This window comes from Photobacterium sp. GJ3, from assembly GCF_018199995.1.
GTDB lineage: Bacteria > Pseudomonadota > Gammaproteobacteria > Enterobacterales > Vibrionaceae > Photobacterium.
In genome coordinates this window covers 1,275,506-1,297,960 of the sequence record NZ_CP073579.1, presented here as the reverse complement: position 1 = coordinate 1,297,960, position 22,455 = coordinate 1,275,506, and the positions used below count along the sequence as shown (strand labels likewise).

At 47.8% G+C, this 22,455-nt stretch carries 17 protein-coding genes; 9 read left to right on the top strand and 8 right to left on the bottom strand.

Translation table 11 applies throughout. The features are described 5' to 3' along the window. Positions 1 to 86 precede the first annotated feature (86 nt). The 4 genes from KDD30_RS22560 to KDD30_RS22545 form a co-directional block, all read right to left on the bottom strand. A complete protein-coding gene (locus KDD30_RS22560) occupies positions 87 to 2,426 on the bottom strand; it encodes an Ig-like domain-containing protein (RefSeq protein WP_211650814.1) in 2,340 nt (779 codons plus the stop codon). Then, on the bottom strand, positions 2,423 to 3,457 hold the full coding sequence (locus KDD30_RS22555) for an OmpA family protein (RefSeq protein ID WP_211650813.1): 1,035 nt from the start codon (positions 3,455 to 3,457) through the stop codon (positions 2,423 to 2,425). The genes KDD30_RS22560 and KDD30_RS22555 overlap by 4 nt, the downstream gene beginning before the upstream one ends. Before the next feature lie 445 nt (positions 3,458 to 3,902). After that, entirely contained in the window at positions 3,903 to 4,424 is a 522-nt protein-coding gene (locus KDD30_RS22550; protein WP_211650812.1) for a copper chaperone PCu(A)C, read from the bottom strand. After that, entirely contained in the window at positions 4,421 to 4,894 is a 474-nt protein-coding gene (locus KDD30_RS22545) for a hypothetical protein (RefSeq protein ID WP_211650811.1), read from the bottom strand. The genes KDD30_RS22550 and KDD30_RS22545 overlap by 4 nt, the downstream gene beginning before the upstream one ends. Before the next feature lie 208 nt (positions 4,895 to 5,102). On the opposite strand from KDD30_RS22545, the gene KDD30_RS22540 reads away from it, so the two are divergent. Together KDD30_RS22540 and KDD30_RS22535 are read left to right on the top strand one after the other, a co-directional pair. Beyond that, positions 5,103 to 6,131 (top strand): D-2-hydroxyacid dehydrogenase family protein, encoded by a 1,029-nt coding sequence (locus tag KDD30_RS22540; protein ID WP_211650810.1) that lies wholly within the window; start codon positions 5,103 to 5,105, stop codon positions 6,129 to 6,131. After that, the gene (locus KDD30_RS22535) at positions 6,128 to 6,880 is read left to right on the top strand and encodes an SDR family oxidoreductase (protein WP_211650809.1); all 753 of its coding nucleotides are present in this window, start codon (positions 6,128 to 6,130) and stop codon (positions 6,878 to 6,880) included. The genes KDD30_RS22540 and KDD30_RS22535 overlap by 4 nt, the downstream gene beginning before the upstream one ends. Before the next feature lie 45 nt (positions 6,881 to 6,925). Here the strand turns inward: KDD30_RS22535 and KDD30_RS22530 are convergent, their stop codons facing one another. Genes KDD30_RS22530 through KDD30_RS22525 form a run of 3 tightly spaced genes read right to left on the bottom strand, consistent with a single transcriptional unit; the run spans position 6,926 to position 9,290 of the window. Continuing rightward, positions 6,926 to 7,636 carry a response regulator gene (locus KDD30_RS22530; RefSeq protein WP_211650808.1) on the bottom strand — a complete coding sequence of 237 codons (711 nt, stop codon included), beginning with the start codon at positions 7,634 to 7,636 and terminating at the stop codon, positions 6,926 to 6,928. Continuing rightward, entirely contained in the window at positions 7,633 to 7,833 is a 201-nt protein-coding gene (locus tag KDD30_RS24940) for an ATP-binding protein (RefSeq protein WP_371826132.1), read from the bottom strand. The genes KDD30_RS22530 and KDD30_RS24940 overlap by 4 nt, the downstream gene beginning before the upstream one ends. Then, positions 7,773 to 9,290, bottom strand: a complete 1,518-nt coding sequence (locus KDD30_RS22525) for a PAS domain-containing protein (protein ID WP_371826109.1) — start codon at positions 9,288 to 9,290, stop codon at positions 7,773 to 7,775. Before KDD30_RS22525 ends, KDD30_RS24940 begins: the two co-directional genes overlap by 61 nt. A gap of 291 nt (positions 9,291 to 9,581) precedes the next feature. On the opposite strand from KDD30_RS22525, the gene KDD30_RS22520 reads away from it, so the two are divergent. The 7 genes from KDD30_RS22520 (at position 9,582) to KDD30_RS22490 (ending at position 21,839) form a co-directional block, all read left to right on the top strand. Continuing rightward, positions 9,582 to 10,562 (top strand): tripartite tricarboxylate transporter substrate binding protein, encoded by a 981-nt coding sequence (locus tag KDD30_RS22520; RefSeq protein WP_211650807.1) that lies wholly within the window; start codon positions 9,582 to 9,584, stop codon positions 10,560 to 10,562. 106 nt (positions 10,563 to 10,668) lie between these two features. Continuing rightward, complete coding sequence (locus KDD30_RS22515) at positions 10,669 to 11,142, top strand: tripartite tricarboxylate transporter TctB family protein (protein ID WP_211650806.1); 474 nt, start codon at positions 10,669 to 10,671, stop codon at positions 11,140 to 11,142. Between the two features lie 4 nt (positions 11,143 to 11,146). Then, complete coding sequence (locus KDD30_RS22510) at positions 11,147 to 12,676, top strand: tripartite tricarboxylate transporter permease (RefSeq protein WP_211650805.1); 1,530 nt, start codon at positions 11,147 to 11,149, stop codon at positions 12,674 to 12,676. A gap of 384 nt (positions 12,677 to 13,060) precedes the next feature. Further along, positions 13,061 to 19,039, top strand: coding sequence for a toxin VasX (locus KDD30_RS22505; protein WP_211650804.1), 5,979 nt, complete (start codon positions 13,061 to 13,063; stop codon positions 19,037 to 19,039). A gap of 10 nt (positions 19,040 to 19,049) precedes the next feature. Continuing rightward, complete coding sequence (locus tag KDD30_RS22500; protein WP_211650803.1) at positions 19,050 to 19,907, top strand: hypothetical protein; 858 nt, start codon at positions 19,050 to 19,052, stop codon at positions 19,905 to 19,907. Between the two features lie 77 nt (positions 19,908 to 19,984). Beyond that, positions 19,985 to 20,845: a hypothetical protein gene (locus KDD30_RS22495; RefSeq protein ID WP_211650802.1), complete on the top strand. Its 861-nt coding sequence runs from the start codon at positions 19,985 to 19,987 to the stop codon at positions 20,843 to 20,845. A gap of 133 nt (positions 20,846 to 20,978) precedes the next feature. Then, complete coding sequence (locus tag KDD30_RS22490) at positions 20,979 to 21,839, top strand: hypothetical protein (RefSeq protein WP_211650801.1); 861 nt, start codon at positions 20,979 to 20,981, stop codon at positions 21,837 to 21,839. An 8-nt stretch (positions 21,840 to 21,847) separates the two neighbouring features. On the opposite strand, the gene KDD30_RS22485 is transcribed toward KDD30_RS22490, so the two are convergent. Beyond that, complete coding sequence (locus KDD30_RS22485; RefSeq protein ID WP_211650800.1) at positions 21,848 to 22,375, bottom strand: hypothetical protein; 528 nt, start codon at positions 22,373 to 22,375, stop codon at positions 21,848 to 21,850. Positions 22,376 to 22,455 lie beyond the last annotated feature (80 nt).

Below are 22,455 nucleotides of genomic sequence, written 5' to 3'. Positions count from 1 at the left end.
CATGAAGGGGGGATCATCAAGAGTTCATGGTGTGGGAATCGTTGTGAAAAAAATCGGCCCACAGAATGTGGGCCGAGTGCAGTGTGTCAGAGACCGGCATCCGGTTGTTCAACCGAACTGATGGTGCAAATTGAGGCGAGTGGTGGCAGTGCCGCGAGACAGCTGATATTAATCGCGTTTTCACTGGCGTGATTCGTGCCGGAAATCAACGCGCTTGAGGTCACTTTCTCGTTGGACAGAACCCCAGCTTTCAGTGTCACCAGACCTTCAGTGTTCACAGAAAGCAGCGCATGCTCAGTGGCCTGATAGGTCACGATACTGTTATCCAGCACCAGGCTGCTGCCGTCAGAGAAGTAGGCTTTGGTGTAGACATCAAAGATGCTGTCACCCAGCAGTTGGATAGCCAACTGGCCCAGATGGTCAGACTCAATACGCACCCGATCCAGTAGTGCTGCGGTCACATTCAGTGTAGCCGTCTGATTGGTGCCCTGATAGTTCCCGCTGATGTTTACAGAACCCTCAGACAGACCCTGAACCAAACCATCCGTTACGGTGGCAATTGCGGTATTGCTGCTCAGCCAACTGACCAGACTGGTGACATCCTGCGTTGAGCCATCCGAGAAGGTTGCAATGGCTTGCAATTGCTGGGACAGACCATTGGCCAGATCCAGAACCGCTGGCGTGATATCCAGATTGGTCAGCGTTGCAGGGGTGACTTCCAGGTTCACCAGATTACTTGTGAAAGTCAGATACTGCGCGACGATATCTGTGGTGCCCTGTGCCAGCGACTGAACCAGACCGTCTGCGTTGATGGTCGCGACATTCCAGTCACTGCTGCTCCAGCTGACCAGATGGGTCACATCCTGCGTGCTGCCGTCGCTGAAGGTTGCGATGGCTTCAAACAGTTGGGTCGTGCCGTTGGCAATGCTGGAAGTCAGCGGTGTAATTTCCAGCGCATTCAGAATCGCATCGGTTACGGTCAGTGAATGATCCGCACTGTCGACCCCTTGCAGGTGCGCAGAAATGACGGTTGTTCCTTTGGCAACGCCTTGAACCAGACCAGCAACAGAAACTGTTGCAACAGCGTTATCTCCGCTCTGCCAGTTGGCTTGGTCGGTAATGTCGATCAGGCTGCCGTCTGAGAAAAGCGCAGTCGCTTTAAATTGCTGTGTTGTGCCGTTGGCAATGGTTGCCAAGAGTGGTTCAACCGTAATCGAGACGACGCTGGCCGCAGTGACCTGAACGTTCGCCACGTTACTGGTCATGCCCATGAATTCAGCCGAGATGGCCGCCGTTCCTTCCGCCAGTGCATGTACTGCACCCGTCAGGACAACATTGGCAACCGCAGCATCACTGGAAGACCAGTTCACCAGATTGGTGACGTCTTGCGTGGTGTTATTCGAGAAAGACGCAATCGCTTGAAACGCTTTTGAAGTGCCTTTGGCAAGATTGAGGTTCCCCGGTGTGATTTGCAGGCTGTCAACAGTTGCATTGGTAATGGTGATCAGCAGACCATTGCTGGTTTTGCCGTCCAAGGTTGCTGTAATGGACACTGTACCAATATTCAGTGCAGCCAGAAGACCCGACTCCGAAACGGTGGCAAGCACAAGATCGTCACTGTTCCAGGTGACCTGAGCTGTCAGATCCTGCGTGGTACCATCTGAGAAGTGACCAATCACTTGCAGTTGTTGCTCTGTACCGAGTGCCAACGATAAACCCGATGTCGTCAGATCGAGAGAAACAAGGGAAGCATTCGTGACGGTTAAATCGGCGATGTTACTGGTGACTTCTTCAAAAACACCGCTGATTTCAGCCGTACCCGCCGTATTGGCCGTGAGTTTGCCACTGGCATCAATGCTCGCAACGCCCGGTGCACTGCTGCTCCAGTTCACTTGTGCAGTCACGTCTTCACGGGTGCCATCGTGATAGAAAGCCAGAGCCGTAAACTGAACCTCAGTGCCTGCCGCGACCGATTCAACGGCTGGTGTGATTTGCAGCTGTTTGATGGTGTGGCCGCCAAAAACAGTGATCACCAGGCCACCGACACTCACGCCGCCAAAATCACAGTCAATGGTTGCATCGCCAGCAGCAATCGCTTCGATCACACCCTGTTCTTTCACCGTTGCGATGTTGGCGTTGGCGCTCACACAGGCAGCCTGTGCGGTCACATCGACGGTGTTGTTATCGCTGTAGGTTGCTTCTACAACGAAATTCAGTAAGTTGCCTGCTTCTACCGTATTCGCACTGGGGATGAGGTTCAGTGCGCTGATGGATTTACCCCCTTTGTCGTCAAGACCGGTTCCTGTCCCGTCCTTTTGATTTGGCATGCCGCTGCCATCACCTCCACAGCCTGCTACGGTGAGCACCAGTACCATTAAGAAATATCCCAGCCATTTTCGTATACTTTGGCAAAATTCAAGTTTCATTGGATTGCCTTCCTTGTAAATTGAGGTGAGGTCAGTACGACGCGACGGTTCATCGCTCGGTTCTCCGGTGTGTCATTACTGACCAGAGGTTTCGTTTCTCCAAATGCTTCGTAGCTGATTCGGTCAGGGGTGATTCCCTGTTGTTCGAAGTAGTGCACAACACTTTGCGCCCTGCGTTCAGAGAGCTGCATGTTGTATTTATCCGATCCGACGTTATCGGTATGGGTTTCAACGCGGACCAAGGATTCGGGGTATTGTGTCAGGTGCTTCAGCATCGGCTGGAAGGCTGCGATCATATCCGGGCGAAGCTTGGCTGAATTGAATTCGAAAATGGCGTTTGACTGTGTACCGTCGACTTTCAGCGTGAAGGTTTCCAGAATAATGGGTTCCGGAGCTGGCTCGGGTTCAGGTTCGACAATGACAGGTTGCGGATCGGCAGAGAAACGGTAACTGATCCCCAGCATCAGGGTGTGCAGATCTGCACCGGATGTTTTTTCATCTCCGACATTGTTTGCAAACTGATAGCTCAGGCCAGTCCGCCAGCGGGGGGTGAAGTCCCAATCAATGCCGACGCCCACCACAGGGGAGAAACCATCGTCATCGTTTGAAACCGTTTCACCAATCTCCTTACCATCGGTGGAAACATGCCAGGCCAGCACGCCTGCTTTACCCACCAGCGAAACCACATCGGAAACAGGGTAGCGGTAACCCAGTGTTGCGGTCAGGCCGAGAACATCGGCTTCATAGTCAGCCCCAACACTTGGATCGGCAACGGCTGGATAGGTTGCGTCAACCTGGCCGTAATAGTCGTAGCCGACTTCAACTTCCCAATTGGGTGTCCAGGCATAGTTATAAAAAAGGCCGCCGCCAATGATGTCTTTATCACATTTGGTGTACTGGCTTTCACATGCGCCGTCGGCATGGGTGAAATCAGCCCGAAGGCCAATCCGGTGATCTGCCGCGTTCGCGCTGGCAATAATGAAAGTGCTGGCTAAAAGCCAAGCAGCAGGCAAACAAATGCGCTGATTCATCCTTGTTCATCCTCGTCCATGAATATCAATAAAAAGGCAAGCAAATCCTGGGGAATTCTTGTGGTACTGCGCTGCCTAGAACTCAAAATAGTACAAGGATCACAACAGTGCGAATCAGTTTTCATCTGTTCGAATCAATACTGTGATGATAATATTATCAATTTGGGTTCATATGGAGGTGAATGCTGGGGAAGCCCTGTGATTCAAGGGAGGATGCGCTGAAAACGAATTCATTTCTTGTGAAGAACAGGATTATTCTCTGCTCATTTGCAGGTGTTCACTGAGTCTGTATGAATCATATAACGATCATGAAATGTCGATCTGTCTCATAGTTAAGACAGGTGTGTCTGTTTTTCTGATCGTCGGGGTGAGAGCTACGGGCGGGATAAAAAACACCCCGCACGAATGATGCGGGGTGATGGGTAATTCGCTTTTTTATTTGCGATCAGTGCATCGTGTCGTGATTCATGTGCGAGTGATGATTATGCGCATCTTCGCCGGAGTGACCACTGGCCATGTTGTAGTCTGCTTTCTCAACTTTCACTTCAACTTCAACTTTCCCGGCATGCTGGAAATACAGTGTCAGCGGGAAAGTTTCACCCAGCTTTGGCACGGATTTCAGGTTGAACATCATGACATGATAGCCGCCAGGCTTGAGCATCTGCGTTGCATGTGCCGCGACCTGAATGTCTTTGACCTGACGCATCTTCATCATGCCGTTTTCGTGGGCGTGTTCGTGCAGTTCCACTTTTCCGGCAATTGGAGATTCAGCCCGCAGCAGTGTGTCTGCCTGATCGCCGTGGTTTGCAACCGAGAAAAAGGCAGCAGCCACGGAAGACATCGGCGGGACTTCTTTGGACCAGGGATGATCAATATGCAGTTGACCTGCTTCAAATTCGTGTGCGCTGGCCAGACCTGAGGTAAGCAAAGCGGTGGCCATCAGCAGTGATTTCAGTGTTTTCATCATAAATCTCCATGTACATTCATTTTATTGTTCGGTGACGGATTGAAATAACTCGGCAACGAAACGGGCGGAGACTGCTTGGGGCCGTACAGCTCGTACAGTTTGTTATTGGCTGGCAGCCATTCAGAAACAGGCACCCCGCGAATGATCATCTGAAAGGCGAAAAAGAGCCTGCTGAAGAGATCGTGATCAAACTGGACTGGTTGTAGCGGGCTGAGCAGCGGACAGTGTGTTTGCCACTGCGTTGTACTGTGACTGGACTCCTGTGTCTTGAAGTCGGACACCGAGACCCACTGTAGGCCATGCACTGTACAGATCAGCACTTTCTCACCGGTGAGCCAGTGTTGACTGCGCTGGTGGAAATCCGGATTCACGACGACAATGGCCGACAGGAAGTTCAGCCACAACAGCGACACCAGAATGAAGAGGATCATTCCGTGGCGTTGTCTGACTGAAAAGCTGGCATTTGTCATAGAAACGGGTGCGTGATGTAAGAAAGGGGCATCTTAGCAGATGCATATCGCATTCTGTAACACATTGAGTCACTGAAGAAACAAAAAGAAACCCATTGGATGCTGTCGGTCTCGCAGATTGAGGCCACCGGACGCCAAAATAAGCAATTGGTTGAATTTTCAGGGCGAGGGTGATTGAATATCCCCCCATTGCCAAGGAGATGATGGCGTGAAGATTACGATTCTGGACGATTATCAGGATGTTGTTCGCACCCTGCCTTGCTTTTCCCTGCTGAATGACCATGAGGTCACCATTCATACCACACCTGCAGCGAATGATGCTGAATTGATTGCCAGACTTCAGGATCAGGATGTTCTGGTGCTGATTCGTGAAAGAACCGAGATTCGCGCGGCATTACTGCGGCAATTACCTCAGCTGAAACTGATCAGTCAGACCGGAAAAGTCAGCAATCATCTTGATGTACCCGCCTGTACGGCGCACCAGGTCGCAGTGGCCGAAGGGGTGGGTTCTCCGGTTGCGCCCACTGAACTCTGCTGGGCGCTGATCATGGCTGCGAGTCGGCACTTACTGCCTTATGGAGAACGCCTTCAGCAAGGGCACTGGCAGCAATCCGGTTCGCTCGGCCTGGGCCGGGTGCTGCATGGCCGGACGATGGGCATCTGGGGATTTGGCAAAATAGGCCAGCGTATTGCAGCAATCGCCAGCGCGTTTGACATGCATGTCGTGGTGTGGGGCAGTGAAGCCTCCAGACAAGCCGCGGCCAGCCAGGGTTATCAGGCTGCCGGATCCAAAGCAGAATTCTTTTCCAGTGTGGATGTCTTATCGCTTCACTTGCGGCTCAACACGTATACCCAAGCCTGTGTGACGGCTGATGATTTGGCGCTGATGAAACCGGATGCTTTATTTGTGAATACCAGCCGTGCGGAACTGGTGGCGCCGGGGGCGTTGGTGGAAGCCCTTCGTCTGGGAAGACCGGGCTTTGCGGCGGTTGATGTTTATGAACAGGAACCCGCAACACCGGCGCACGAGCCTTTGCTGACGATGCCGAATGTGTTGTGTACGCCACACCTTGGGTTTGTGGAACAAGACAGTTATGCACTGTATTTCGAGAAAGCGTTTGAGAATGTCGTGAACTATGCAAACGGCCAGCCGACAGGGATCGCAAATGACTCCGTGCTGATGACAGAGCGTCATTGCGGTGTAGCGCAGGTCCACTCATTGAAGGAAGAAAGATGACAAAACAACAGGTTGTATTGATCACCGGTTCTAGCCGGGGGATCGGCGCGGCAACAGCGATTCAGTTGGCATCACAGGGGGTGAATCTTTGTGTGAACTACCGCACTGAGCAGGAAGCTGCGGAGAAAATTGTACATCGTGCCCGTAAATATGGTGTGAATGCTGTGTCCGTTCAGGCCGATGTGTCCAATGAAGGTGAAGTGATGCGGCTGTTTGAAGTGGTCGATAATGAACTGGGTGCGATCACGGGTCTGGTGAATAATGCCGGGATATTAATGCAGCAGATGCCGGTGTTGCAGATGTCTGCAGAACGGATCAATGCCATCATGCAAACGAATGTCACCAGCTGTTTTCTGTGTTGTCGCGAAGCGATTCGTCGCATGGCTTATTCTCAGGGCGGACAGGGGGGATCCATTGTGAATGTCTCTTCTGCAGCATCGCGCACCGGCGCCCCGTTTGAGTATGTGGATTATGCGGCCTCAAAAGGTGCAATGGATACCATGACGCGGGGGCTATCGCTTGAAGTTGCGAGCGAAGGGATCCGTGTGAACGGCGTTCGACCCGGATTTATTTATACGGATATGCACGCTTCCGGCGGTGAACCCGACAGAATCGAACGGCTGAAATCTGCCATTCCTATGCAGCGTGGTGGCACGGCAGAAGAAGTCGCAGAAGCGATCTGCTGGCTGCTGTCGGAGCAGGCTTCTTATTCAACCGGATCTTTCATTGATTTGGCGGGTGGACGCTGAGTCCCCCCGCATTTTGCTGGCAGGTTACTGAAACGGTGACGGGCTTTAACCCGGATGACGGTATTTTCTTTCCGGGCGGCCAACACTGCCGTAAGACACTTCAGCGGTGAGTTCATCAGTGCTGACCAGGTATTCCAGATAGCGTCTGGCTGTGGTCCGGCTGGCCCCGATTTTATGTCCGACCTGCTCGGCATTCAGATGGATGCCGGGCTCGGTAAACACGTTGCGGATCTTATCCAGCGTCAGGCCGTCGATGCCTTTCGGCAGACGAGGTGTGGACGGGTTGACTGGCTGGGACGTGCCCGTTGTTTCTGATGTCGGCGACTGTAACAGCCCGTCGACATCGCTTTGGACCAGAGAGTCCATATCCGATAGTTTGTTCAGGTGGGCACTGTAGTTGAATAAGGCAGATTGCAAGCGTTCAAAAACCACAGGTTTGAGGATGTAATCAAAGATCCCGCTGCGCATGGCGGCTCGGAGTGTTTCCACTTCCGTTGCGGCAGTCACCAGAATCACGTCAGTATGGCAATCTTCTGCCCGCATTTCTCTTAACAGTTCGAGGCCGGTTCCGGTCGGAAACTGGTTATCCAGTAACAGGAGCTGCGGTTGAAAGACGTCAATCAGATCGCGGGCTTCGGCCAGCCCATGAGCGATGCCCACCACCTGATAGCCTGGGGTTTTTTCTACAAAACGGCGTTGTATTTCCGCAATCTGCGGATCATCTTCAGCAATGACTACAGAGATCGGTGCTGTCATTGTTGCTCCTTACTTCCATGTCCTGAGTTGCCAGTGCGGCGCAGTGATTTTGGGATATAAACGGTAAAACGGCTGCCGCTAGGCTCGGCGGGCTCCACAGTAATCAGACCGCCGAGGTGTGTGGTCAGTTGTTTCACTAAATGAAGACCGATGCCATGCCCTTCTTTATTCTTAGTGGTGTAGCCGCGGGTAAAGATTTTATCTTCATCCTCCGGTGGGATCCCCGGCCCTGATCATTGACCTCGAAGATCAGCTCTTTACCTAAATCACTCATGCTGATTGTGACGACACCACCCGCACCATGTTCGTGCAAGGTGGCTTCCAGTGCATTATCAATCAGATTGCCGAGGATACTGACCAACTGTTCCCGCGGCAGGGCTGGCGGAATATCGGACATCTGGCTGTCTTCTTCAATCCTGAGTTCAAGATTGAGCTCACGGGCCCGGTTGTATTTTCCGAGCAGGCAGCCGGCCAGAATACTGTCTGAAGTCGCGCGCATAATGGTTTGAATAAAGCTCTGGTGGCTGGAGGTTTCCTGTCCGATCACATTCAGCGCCTGTTCAATGGCGCCAATTTGAATCAGACCGGCAATCGTATGAAGCTTGTTATTGTATTCATGGGACTGACTTCTCAAACTGTCTGCATATTGCTGAATTCTTGTCAGTTTCCGGCTGACCAGATCCACTTCGTTTTTGAGCCGGAAACTGGAAACCACGCCATTGACCACACCGTTCTGAACCAGAGGAAAACGGTTGGCGATCAGGTTGTGGTCATGGAGCCAGATTTCCTTATCGAAATGATGTTCGCCGCTCTCCAGCACATCCAGCATGCCGTTATCCGGCAGGACATCGGTGATGTGACGACCAATATATTCTTCGTCTTCCGGCAGGTGCAGTGTTTTGATTGCGGCATGGTTAAAGGTGGTGATGATGCCGCGCTGGTTGATCGCCACAATGCCTTCCCGCACCGTTTCCAGCGTCGCGTTTCGTTCCTGAAAGGTACGGCCAATCTGCTCGGGTTCGAGATTAAAAATCGCTTTGCGGAAGTGATTGGCGAACCATAAAGCGGTCAGCACACTGAAGAGGAGCGCTAAGGTAATCGCGACAATCATCGATAATTGATGACGGCTGACAATACTGTCGACTTCAGTCAGCAGATAACCTACAGAGATGATACCGATGATTTGAGTGCCGTCGGCACTGAATACCGGCGCTTTTCCGCGGATCGACCAGCCAATGCTGCCTTTGTCCAGTGCGACGTAAGACTGCCCCTGAATCAGGGCTCTACTGTTGTCGTCGGTATCATCGTCCGACATGGATTTACCCAGCCGTTGCGGGTTCAGGTGGGCGAGCCGGATGCCCTGGCTGTCACCAATGACCACAAACCGGGCCTGAGCCGCCTGAGCTAGTTTCAGACTCAGCGGCAGCAGAAAAGCGCTGTCTTTTTCTGAAACGGCGCGGATGACATCTGGAGATGAGGCAATGGTCTGCGCGACCCGCATCGCTTGCTGACCAATTTGTTCATGTAACACTTTGTCGAGGTACTGGATCGTAAAGTGACCCAGGGCACCCGTCTGTAAAATCGCAATGAATCCCAGAATGAGCACCATCCTGGTTTTGAGTCGGAAATGACGTAAAGACAACAGCTTAGTCATAATCAGGTGAGTTCCGTCCACCAAAGTAACACCAGTGCGACAGTGTACCGTCAGTGGTCTGAAATTGCTGTGAACAATATGAACTTAATACACTTTAAGCCCGATATTCACATTATTTTTACAATCTTTTCATATTTGTGCAGGTGTCATAACTTCAATCTGTCTACAAGCAATATCAGAGCCTGAACCGCGAACCCGGCCCCCCTGATCGACAGGACATCCGGAGCAATCATGCAGTGAGCGTGAATCAGGCCAGGGCAATGGAACCCAGTCTAATAACGAGGAAAAGGTATGTTTACTCAGTTGATGACCCGCAAGCGTGTGTCTGTACTCGCAGCTATCATGGCTTCAGCAATGTCGATGAGTGCTCAGGCAAAAGTCGATTCAATTCATTTTCTGGTACCGGGCGGTGCTGGTGGTGGCTGGGACAGCACTGCACGAGGCACGGGTGAAGTGCTGAAGGAGACCGATCTGGTCGACACGATTTCTTACGAGAACATGTCTGGCGGCGGTGGTGGTAAAGCAATCGCTTACCTGATCAAAACCGCAGAGCAATCCACAGATACCCTGATGGTAAACTCGACCCCGATTGTTATCCGCTCTCTGTCTAAAGTTTTTCCGCAATCTTTCCGTGATCTGACCCCGGTTGCAGCCACTGTGGGCGATTACGCGGCATTCGTGGTCCCGGCGAAATCCAAATACACCAGCTTCACTGAAATTGTGAATGACTATAACAAAGATCCAAGCAGCATCACGGTTGCTGGTGGTTCTGCACGGGGCAGTATGGATCATCTGGTTGCTGCACTGGCGTTTAAAGCGGGTGGCGGTGAGCCACGTCGTCTGAAGTACTTGGCCTATGACGCGGGTGGTAAAGCGATGGCGGGCTTGCTGTCTGGTGAAACCACACTGTTGTCGACCGGGCTGAGTGAAGCACTGACGCTGGCAGACGCGGGTGAAATCCGGATTCTGGCGATGACGGGCGACAAACGTTCTCCTTCTGCGCCTGAAGTGCCAACCCTGCAGGAACTGGGCTATGACGCGACTTTCGTGAACTGGCGTGGCTTCTTTGCTGCACCGGGCATCAGCGAAGAGAAAGCGGATGAATTCGCCGACGTGCTGGGCAAAATGTACGGCACAGCGGAGTGGAACAAAGTTCGTGACCGTTATGGCTGGACTGAAATCTACAAGCCACGGAAAGAGTTCGTTTCCTTCCTGTCTCAGCAGGAAAAAGAAATCGGCGACCTGATGCGTGAACTTGGTTTCCTGAAGTAATCCCTGTCTGAATAACATTGTTGCGCACTGCCTGATCCCGGCAGTGCGCGTGGTAACAAACCGACCAGGGTGAATCAGGTCGGGTCTGATAGTGGTGAGGATGACCATGATGATTACGAAAGATCACATTGGTGGATTGGTATTTCTGTGCTTTTCCATCGCTTACGGATACTACGGCAGCGAGATTGTCTTATTTCCCGGAGATGAGTTTCAGCCCTTCCATGCGAAATCTCTGCCTTTGGCACTGGCCGGATTAGGTATTGTTTTTTCAGTGTGTCAACTCCTGACGGCGAGCCGCAGTGCGGATGACAAACTGAACCTGCAGGGACTGGATTTTGTCCTGATGGCCAAACTGCTGGTGCTGATGCTGATATTCGCAGCGGCGCTGGAATGGATTGGCTTCCTGCTCTCGACCATTATTTTCCTGGTCGGCGGCTACTGGTTACTGGGCGAACGTCGTCCGAAAACTTTGTTCCTGGCGTCTGTACCATTTGCGGTGGGTTTCTGGGCTTTGTTGACCCAACTGCTTGATATCTATCTGGCGCCTGGCCGCCTCATCACAACCGTATTTGGGGGGTAATCTCATGTTTGATGGAATGATGACAGGGTTGAGTACGGCGATTATGCCGTTCAACCTGATGATGGTCGTCGTCGGCTGTTTTGCCGGCACCTTTATCGGCATGTTACCCGGTTTAGGCCCGATCTCAGCAATCGCGCTGATGATCCCGATTACCTACGGACTGGACCCGTCTTCAGGCATTATCCTGATGGCTGGTGTTTATTATGGTGCTGTATTTGGTGGCTCCACATCTTCGATTCTGATTAATGCGCCGGGCTGTTCAAGCACCGTCGTGACTGCCTTTGATGGTTTTCCGCTGGCCCAGAAAAATCAGGCGGGTAAAGCACTGGCACTGGCAGCGTACTCCTCTTTCACTGGCGGCACCATTGGCGCCATCATCCTGCTGTTTGCCGCGCCTGCACTGGCCAAAGTGTCTCTGAGCTTCCAGTCGACCGACTATTTTGCCCTGATGATCCTGGGTCTGACGGCTGTCGCAGCGTTTTCCGGGAAAGGTCAGGTGCTCAAAGCCCTGATGATGACGGTCTTTGGCTTGATGATCTCCACCGTCGGGAACGACGTGATGACAGGTGTCCCGCGCTTTACCTTCGACAATGTCGATTTAATCGACGGCATCAGCTTCCTGCTGCTGGCAATGGCAACCTTTGCACTGACTGAAGTGGTGATGACTGTCCTGCGCGGAGAACACAAGCGGGAAGACGACCAGATGGACATGAACAACCTCGGCAGCATGAAATTGAGCAAAGAAGAAGTGAAACATGTGGCGCCAACCGTGGGTCGTTCTTCTGTCTTCGGTTTTCTGGTGGGGGTTCTGCCGGGTGCGGGTGCGACCATTGCCTCTTTCCTGAGCTACGGGATGGAGCGTAATCTGGCACCGAAAGCCGAGAAAGAGAAATTCGGTAAAGGTGCACTGCGGGGTCTGGCTGCACCGGAATCTGCCAATAATGCCGCGTCGACCGGTTCCTTTGTGCCCTTGCTGACCCTGGGTATTCCGGGCTCCGGGACCACAGCCATCATGCTGGGTGCCCTGATTGCCTATGGTATTCAGCCGGGTCCGCGCCTGTTCATCGACAACCCGGATGTTTTCTGGTCGGTCATTATCTCGATGTATTTCGGTAATCTGGTGCTGCTGATTCTGAACCTGCCGCTGATTCCGTATATCTCGCGTCTGCTGGTGATTCCGCGTCCGATTCTGATTCCGTTAATCCTGTTCTTCTCGATTACCGGGGTATATCTGGTGAGTTTCAACGCCTTTGACATTCAGTTGATGGTGCTGATTACCGTGGTTGCCACTTTCCTGAAGCTACTGAATTTCCCGATGGCGCCCATGCTGCTGGGCTTCATTCTGGGCGATATTCTGGAGAAAAACCTCAGCCGTTCACTGACCCTGTCGGATGGTTCTTTTTCCTTCCTGTGGGAGCGTCCGCTGACCCTCTCCATCATGATTCTGGCTGTTTTAGCCCTGATGCTGCCGCTGTTGAGCAGCTGGCGCGATAAGCGCAAGCTGGCTGCAAAAGCACAGGCACAAGAGGTGTAAAACAGCAGTCAACGTGTACTTTGCAACTAACGACAAAGGCAGTTCCGGCGGGAGCTGCCTTTTTATTTTGGATGATTAAATAGTAACGAACGTAAAATTTGAATTTTTGATCTTTGTTCCTTCCCGTGAAAGCTTCCGCTTATAAACATTGTTGCGCAATTCCCCGGTTTGATATTCTGCGAATCAAGACTTGATTTGTGAATGTATGCTGAAATTTCAAGGTTTTGGCAGGCATTCACACTGGCTGTTCAATGCGCCCTCTCTTCTGAACCGCCAAAAAAAATAACAATAATCCTTCCAAGAAATTAAAGTAGTAGATTTCACATGTCGTCAAAGAAATATCATTCAGATCAGGATACCGATCAAACGTCACCGAAGCGTTGCGTGAAAGCATATTATGCCCCTCTCACAGATTTGAACCCATATGTGGCGGAATGCCGGCCAACAGATGCAGAACCTGCTGAGCCAATGCCCGAGCACAAAATTGTGGTTGAACTGGCTGGCCAGTGGCCGTCAAACAGCGCGACACTCCGACTTGGAAAAACAGCCGAGCAATCGGTCAAAATTGCAAAACCTGCGCAAGATCCTGAAGCTGGACACCGAAGTCTGGCGGTATTTGAAGGGCTAATGGAAGAGCCCAGAAATTTATATCTATCCTTGTCCCGAGAAAATGTATCTGAGCCACTCGATTTGCTCTTGGCCAAAGCACTGGAGCCTGTCGAGAAAGGTACCAAAAAAGAGGAATGGGATAATGTGCTGGTGCCAATCCGCGCACTTGTTTATCTCGGAGACACACAAGATAAAGCCCATGTTGCCGATCTGAAAGGCGGATACCTTTACATATTCTGGAAAGGTAAAGTCTGGCGCGAACTGGAAATTACCTCGGAAGGATATTACCGGGATATTGATATTACCTATTACCGAAGCCGGGCTGGCTACAGTGATGCGCATGAAGTCCGTAAAGCCGATGGCTTTTCACTGCCCCAGTTCTGGGTGCCTTATAAAATTCAGGGAGATTACCAGCAAAGTACGGAAGGGGTGAAAATCCTGTTTTCTCCGACACAAATGACCATCCCGCAATTAGATGAGCTGGAACAGAAAACGGATAGTCTGGCACAAATCTCATCGACCCTGGATGAACTCTCTGTTTATTCCAAAACGCAGGGATTCGAGGTTCATGATCAGGTTGCGGCGATTGATTCCGCTGAGGTTGCCTCTGAGCATCTCTCCAGCAAGAAATCCTGGCTGGATGGGCAGGCTCGCGTGCTGAAAAAACTGCATGACTCAAAAACCGCAGTGGTTTATTTGAAGGAGCCGTTGGCGGATTCGCCGAAGTTTGAATATGCCGTTGAACTGGCGTGTACTGAAGAAACGTTTAATGCGCTCAAACTCGATGAAGCCATTGTTGTTGCGCCAACCGCTGCAGAAACCGAAACGGAAGTGTTGCAACCAACCATCAGTCAGGATGCACTGATTTTTGTATCACGGCTTCGGGTGAATGAAACGAAAACCGTTCAGGTGAAAAGCGGTCAGGTTGCCTTGAGCACCTCGATTGACGGAGTGATGCCAGATCCAATTGAAAGTCACGCTGCAAAGGATGGCTTTATTCCGGTGCAACTGGCGGTTGAAGTCGGGCACCGTTTGGCGCTGCCAACGATCGGTTATTATTACCACTTCATGGCGGATGCACTGCTTCACGAGTATAAAATCACAGGTGATGAAGAGAACTGGCACTATCAGGCGACGAAGTCGAACGCTGAATCCCTGACCGATGACGTGCTGGATGACCGTGAACTCAATGCAGTGATTCTGCCCTGGAAGATTCAGAATGAGCCTGCAAAACGTCAGCACTTGCTTTACAGCCCTCACAAACTCACGCTGAACGATCTGAAGCAAATGGATGGTGAATGGCTGGATGAACATGCCACCTTACTGGATCTGGATGCCATGATGGCGGCTGGGAAGCAGGCGCAGGCAGAAGCAGTGCAATATCAGCGGGAAGGCCAGCTTTACACGATTCAGAAGGGCGACACGCTGACTACGATAGCAAAAGCGCATGGCATTACGCTGGATGTCGTCCTGACGCTGAATCCTGATTATCAGGTTGGCGACCGTCAGGATCATATTTATCCGGGTGAGACTCTTATTTTACCTGTTGATGAATCTCACGAAGCGCAAGAAATTACCTCCACCCATATCGATTACATGACGGTGAAGCAGGATGCGAGTGTCGATGAAGTTGCAGCGCTTGCAGGACTCGATACGGCTACGCTGCTGGCATACAACCCGTATCTTCAGAGTCTGGACCCTACCGATGTCGTCATGGCTGAAGACGTGGTGATTGTGAACAAAACAGAATCGCAAACACCAGACACGCGCACGCATGAAGTCAAAGCCATTCATGATGCTTTAGGCCATGAAAGCCTGAGCAGTATCGCAGCGCTCTACGATCAGACCCCGCAAAAACTGGCCGAAATCAACGGATTGGATCTGTCTGATCCGCAGTTTACGTTACAGGTAGGCCAGGTTCTGAAGATCGACCCACCACATCCGCAAGCAGAAGGCGTGCAGCGAAACACGTATCCGGCAGTCCTTGTCGAAGATTACAATCTGGCGGAAAACATGGTGTATCACTATGCGCAGCCGAAGATTAGTGCTCAATTCGCTCCGATTCACCATGCAAGTGTTCTGGCCCCCAAAGCGACAGTCGTTCGGGTGGCTTCGCTGACAACGGCTGCAGATATTCAAACGATTAAACTGTGTTTGGGCCGCTACGCGTTGGATGAAGTGGATGCACCTTATAATCAGGCCTTGGTGCTTGAACAAAAGCAAGGAAAGCACCCCATTGACGCCGCGCTGAGTGAAAAATATGCGGTGAAACCGCATCCGTTAGCCAAAGAAACAGCGCACAGTTTAACGATTCGCCAGATCCGTGACGGTTATGTTTATGTTTATTACGCAGCGGTCAACTCCCATGTTGCAGCCCGTTACCCGCACGCTGGTGAATTACATGAGTTTCGCTATGCCGATGGCCTGTTTGAATACAATGACGAAACAACCCCATACTTGCCATGTCATAGCCTGAATGGTTGGGCATATATTGTTTTCTCAGAGCGGGAATGGACTGAAAAACAGCGCAACCAGTTTCAGCAGGATCCAGAGTTCCGCCGTGCTTTGGCCAAAAACACAGGCGCTGTTTATGATTTCAATCAGCGACTGGTTAGTGCTAAAGGAGAAGAAGAAGTCTTCACCGACTTACCTGTATTGGTTGCAGATATTGATGCTGGCCCTGCAAATCAAGATCACCGGTTTGCCGATACCACCACACCAACGCATCAGTCGGATACCGAGAATCGACCTGGCACCAATGATCAAGAGACTAACGCAGAGAAAGAGCATTTCACGCCGGTTTTGTCTAACCAAGCCTATCTCGACACCATTGACCCGGAAACGCCTCACCATGCGGACATTCTGATCCTTGAAGATGGTATTGCCCTCGCAGAAGACAGCCTGAAACTCACTATTCTCGCTAATGATCTGCGTATTCAATGGCAGGAGAAAAACTTACCGGAGCTGAATCTGGCGAAAGCCGTCGGGGATTTTTGTAACCTGAATCTATTACCAGAAGATCCGCTTACTAAAGAACTTGAAGACAATGAGCTGCTGAAGGCGAAGTTCGTCAAACGTATGAATTTACAAGACTTAAGCATGTTCACCTATATTTCTAGTGGTAGTAATGATGCTAAGGTTTCTGAAATTGAACATAACATGCGAAAGCAAGGTGCGGATGTAACAGCAAATTATTTTGATTTATTGGCTGAATATGCAAATGAATTAGGCTTGAAGACTAAAGAGCCACTTGGGAATAATAAGAAAGAGTATGTTAAAAGGTATCAGGAAATTAGCAAGTGGCGGTCTCGCGTCAATGTATATGATGTGAATGAAGTCATTGTCAAACATACTGCGTCAAAAGTTGCATATGATAGTTGGGTTCAATATGTTTCTAAATGCTCACTAATATCTGTTAATCAGCTAGGGATTACACCTGATTATTTATCTTTTGACCTAAGAAGCAATGAACAATCCACTGAGTTTGTTTTATTTGTAACTAAATTTCAATTTGGTCTTGAGCACACTTTACAAGGGAGTGAACTGATTCAACATAAGAATCAGTTTCACCCAGGACAACCACTCATTAACATTATTGGGAGTATGTTCTATCAAGGTAGTCAGTTTTTAAAAGATGAACTGGAAAACTATGTTAAATTACTCACTGAAAATGGTCCCAATGATGTTTTCAATTACCTTTCTGAAATGGGTTTCAATCAAGAGCAACTAGTGCATCTTATTGAAGAGTCGCACCAGTGGCATCTTCAAGGATCTCGTGCAGACCAATCAGCCTTGACAGTAGGTGTGGTGAGTTTATTTGGTGCATTTAAAGTAGAGTCATTTGAAAATTGGAATTGGTATAAAGATAACATATTATCTAAATACTTAAATATTAAAAAAGTATTTGTAAAACATGCCGGGAGTTTGATTAATCAACAAGTTTTATTCTCTGTGAATCGCCTTATCCAAAAATCATTAAGTGAAGAGCTTAGGCTTTCAGCTGGTGTTATAGATACAACCCCTGAAATGAAATGGGGAACAAGATGGATATCATCATTAATATCGAATCAAATCGCAAACGGTGAGATTTATTTATCTAAAGGTATGAGAGATGAACTGGAAAAATTACGCGATATGGAGTTTAGATCAACTTACTGGTTGATCTTAATGGAAGAAATAGGGGCAGGGAATGCAACCCTGGAAGATATTAAGGCTCAAAGAGAAAAAGTACTAAATATCAGGGAGAAGATTTCTGATATATTTTATTTTGAAAATAAGAAGGTTAAAAGGATATTTAAAGCCTTTATCATCAACCAGGCTGAAAAGTTTTATGATGCCGTGGAAAGTTTTGGATCCCGAACTCTTAATTTAACGATTACAAACCTCAATTTTTTAGCGTTAATTGAAGATGTGAATAATATTTCAAAGAAGCATAACAAGGATGAGAAGGATGAGCTCACCATCAAGTATCGAGTAGCTTATTTAATTGATTCTATATTGAGTATGAATAAATCGACTTACCTGGCTGAAGCTCGAGAAATGCTAGCAGGTTTAAAGCGTGCTCCTTTTCAAGAAGATGTTTACGATTCTCTTAAGTCAAAAAATCTATTCTCTACAACAAAAGGAATGCATGCTTTAGATGCAGAAAAACAGTTTATACTACGTCGTGCAATAATGGTTGGTTTAGGAGCGAATTTGGCTTTAGTTCTGGCGGGAGGGTTTGAAACATATCAAATCGTAATGTATGACTTTAGTAAATCGAAAGGAACAGCTAGCGTTGTAAATGCTTTTAAGGCATTGTCAACGATTACTTTCGCTGCAACAGGAGCACTAGAGGTGGCGGCTTTGGCAGGGATAGCTGTGCCTTTGTGGTTGTTAGCGGGTCCAGCATTGGTCGCAGGTGTGGTTTATGCAATTTGTACTGCTTATTTGAACTTTATTCGGGAAGATGACGTTACAGACTGGCTGGTTAAAACACCTTGGGTGGATCTGTCTGAGTATGGAGATGAAAAAACCGTTAAGGAATACAGCCTTAATGGTTACCGCAAAGCATTTGATGCATTGACCAGGCTTAAAAATAAACCAACTGTCTATTATCAACCAACTTTAGCGAATCGTTATAAAGATCTTCCTATGCCATATAACCACCAGATGAGTGATTCTTTATATGGCGTTAATGGCTACTGGATTATGGTTGATTTCCCATATGAGTTGAAAGAAAAAGTGGTGCGTATTGAAGCCTTGTGGTATAGCAAGAACAACTCTGAAGTTAACTATGTTCAGGTAGGGAATGAAGCAGTTTATTACCCGGAGTGGGTCCGGAATAAAAGACCATTTTCTCCGGTGAAAGTAGGTATGGCCCCACGTTTACCAGCGACACCAAAAGATAAATTAAATTATATTAATACATGGCCTGATACTGGCCAAATGAATCTGATTCATCGTTTTTGGCTTCCTCGTCCTTATGGAAATAAAATGGATTCATTGCTTCTATTTGTATGGTATCCTGATGATTTGATAACTAGAGAACAGCCTCAAAGCCAAGTGTCACCGCACTGCTTTGATATGCAAAAATTGCCAGGTACATTTGATGCAACCGATATTAATGCACACGGAATGAAAACAGATATTACAATAGTTGAAAGTGCTTTTGGTGAAGTTTTGAATGATCTGAGGTCTTCTTCACCTTATTATAAATTGATGAGGTTTGGAGCCAATAAAAAAACGAGTTTATTAACTGTTGGCTATATGTGAAGAGTGTGATATGAAAGATTTTGAAATTATTAAGAGTAGATATAGAAGTGTCCAAAATAGATTGAATTCCGAACCTGATTTAGAGGACTGGGGAAAAAGATACTCGCAATGCAGTAGGATATATAAAAGACAGATCAAAAAAGAACCGGCAATTTTAGAATGGGAGGTCGACTATTGGGGACAATTTGGGAAATGGGGATTACCCACATTCGTGTTTTTTGTCTTCGCATTTATGCCATTGTTTACTATATACTGGGTAGGTAGAGAGAAAGAAGAAATATATCAAATTGTATTTATGGGATTTTTGGTTTTACCATTGCCAATTCTAATTATGGTACTTGGCGCCGAATGGTTCCCAACTCGCTACTACCAGAAAATCACGGCATCAGGGTTTTATTCCTATGGCGTTAGACTTGGACGTGAACGACGTCAAAATATGGCTAAGTACTGCATGATTGGTGGTTTAATCATCGCGCTCATCTTACTTTTTGTCGCGGGCCCAATGGTTTTTGTTGGGGCTGGCGCCGCCTCGCTCTCATTTTTAAAGTTAGGTTCAATACCAGAGCAAGAGCCTGAAGAAAGTGCTTGGCCCTGGTTGGGGGTTTATAGCCTTGTATTATTGAAGAAACCTTTTTTATATCACCTCTATAAGGTAGGGACACATGGTGGCAATGAATTGATTTTGACTAAAGAGCAGTTGTCTCAAGTGCAAGAAATTCTGAAAAAATATGGTCAACATGAAGTTGATATTTTGGATAAAAAGGAAGGCGTATTTTATAATCGATGGTGGGATCACCAAGATACGATGCCATTTCGTAGAGTTGAAGCACCCAATCGTGACATGTCCACTTTAGATAATAAAAGCTAAGTTGAATGACATATCTCCCTTCATCTTCTTAATCATATGAAGAAACAATCCGCCAATAACTATAGTGGTGGATTGTTTTGATTACATTGATGGTAAAACTCAAGCAAAGATACGCGCAAGTACAACGGCAACTCAATGCCGATCCTGTATTCAATAATTGGGAAGTTCAATATCAGACATGTAGTCGTATTTATAAGAAAATTATCAAAAAAGAACCGGCAATTTTAGAGTGGGAGGTCGACTATTGGGGGCGATGTGGGAAATGGGGTTTGCCTGTATTGGTACTTTTTATCTCTACATTTGTTCCATTTTTCCCACTATATTGGTTGGCAGGAGATCAAGACGGTATATATGAAATCATGTTTATGGGTTTCTTTGTGCTTTCACTCCCAATCATAATCATGGTACTTGGCGCCGAATGGTTCCCAACTCGCTATTACCAGAAAATAACGGCATCAGGGTTTTATTCCTATGGCGTTAGACTTGGACGTGAACGACGTCAAAATATGGCTAAGTACTGCATGATTGGTGGTTTAATCATCGCGCTCATCTTACTTTTTGTAGCGGGCACAATGGTTTTTGTTGGGGCTGGCGCCGCCTCGCTCTCATTTTTAAAGTTAGGTTCAATACCAGAGCAAGAGCCTGAAGAAAGTGCTTGGCCTTGGTTGGGGGTTTATAGCCTTGTATTATTGAAGAAACCTTTTTTATATCACCTCTATAAGGTAGGGACACATGGTGGTAATGAATTGATTTTGACTAAAGAGCAGTTGTCTCAAGTGCAAGAAATTCTGAAAAAATATGGTCAACATGAAGTTGATATTTTGGATAAAAAGGAAGGCGTATTTTATAATCGATGGTGGGATCACCAAGATACGATGCCATTTCGTAGAGTTGAAGCACCCAATCGTGACATGTCCGCTTTAGATAATAAAAGCTAAGTTGAATGACATCTCTCCCTTCATCTTCTTAATCATATGAAGAAACAATCCGCCAATCACTGTATTGGCGTTTTTTTATTTATCTGGGAAACTAAAGCAGGGATATGAATTGGTCAGATTATGAGTGAGTCAAATGGATAATTACAAACGTGTTTCATTTATTTATAAAAGTGTGAGAGGTAGAATCGATAATGATAACAATCTCAAAGATTTTATAGATAAAGAAGAAGTGTGCAAAAACATATACGCAGAAATTGTACAATGTGAACCAGCCATTATGGAATGGAAGGTTGACTATTGGGGAAGATATGGCAAATGGTTTATGCCAATTATAACCATTTTAGCAATTGTTATTTTACCAATGATGTCATTTCATTTAATCACTGGTGACATGTTTGATAATTACAAAGCTAGTATTATTGCAGTATCATTTTTCTTATTACCATTGGTTGCATTTATCCTCGGTGCTGAATGGTTTCCAGTCAGATACTACCAGAAGATCACTGCAACCGGCTTTTACTCCTATGGTGTGAAAACAGGCAATGAGCGAAGGAAAAAAATGGCGCAATACTGCATGATCGGTGGATTTGTGATTGCTTTCATTCTGTTATTTGTTGCCGGACCTATGGTTTTTGCTGGCGCAGGTGCCGCCTCGCTCTCATTTTTAAAGTTAGGTTCAATACCAGAACCTGAGCCCGAAGAAAGTGCGTGGCCTTGGTTGGGCATTTATGCTTTAATTGTAAAAAAACCATTATTATATGATCAGTATAAAATGCAGACGCATGGAGAGAATGAATTAATCTTAACTGCTGACCAGTTGGAAACGGTAATCTGGATCATTCGAGAATATGATAATCACGACTTGAACATCCTATCGAAAGATGACGATTTCTATTATGAATATTGGTCTGAAGTGCAGGATAAAATGCCGTTTGATGACATGCTTCCTCAAATGAATGAAATTTCAGGTGGACTTCCTGTCCACCTGTTTTGATATATGGCTTAGAATTTAGCCGTTGATTCATTGTGCTTGCCGGATGCTTCTTCGTCAGGCTGGGTTGTATCCATCTTAGATTCCTGAGATGTTTCCTCATCTTCATCGCTGGCTTCCACCAGGCTGACTAAATAAACCCCTTTTTCATCGCCTGCTTCGGTATCAATGCTTAAGCGATAGCCTTCCGGAATTTCTTCATCTTTGATGAGGATTGCGGCTTCCAGGGTTTCAAGCACTTGAACCTGATATTCTTCGAGTCCAGAAACTCTCATTCGGTTCGTCAAACCATAAATGAGGAAGCCGACACTGGCAATCGGACCGGGATAAGCCTGAAGCATCTGTACAAACGACATGCCTTCGTATCGGTTATAAACAATCTCGTTCGGACCAAAAAGAATAAATAAGACACCAATAATCGCGATTCCAAGGCCGATAAACTCTATTGCGCTAGTCCCAGTTGTCTCTGGCTCTTCGGGTAATGTTATTTTGACTTTTGAAGGTAAGTCTTGAAACGTAATTTGACTGGGTATGCTCATGATATTCACCTTTGACGTGTTTTATTTTAATCACAGGAATTTTTCCCGACTGTTGTTTTGGCGAAATACTCTAATTTAGG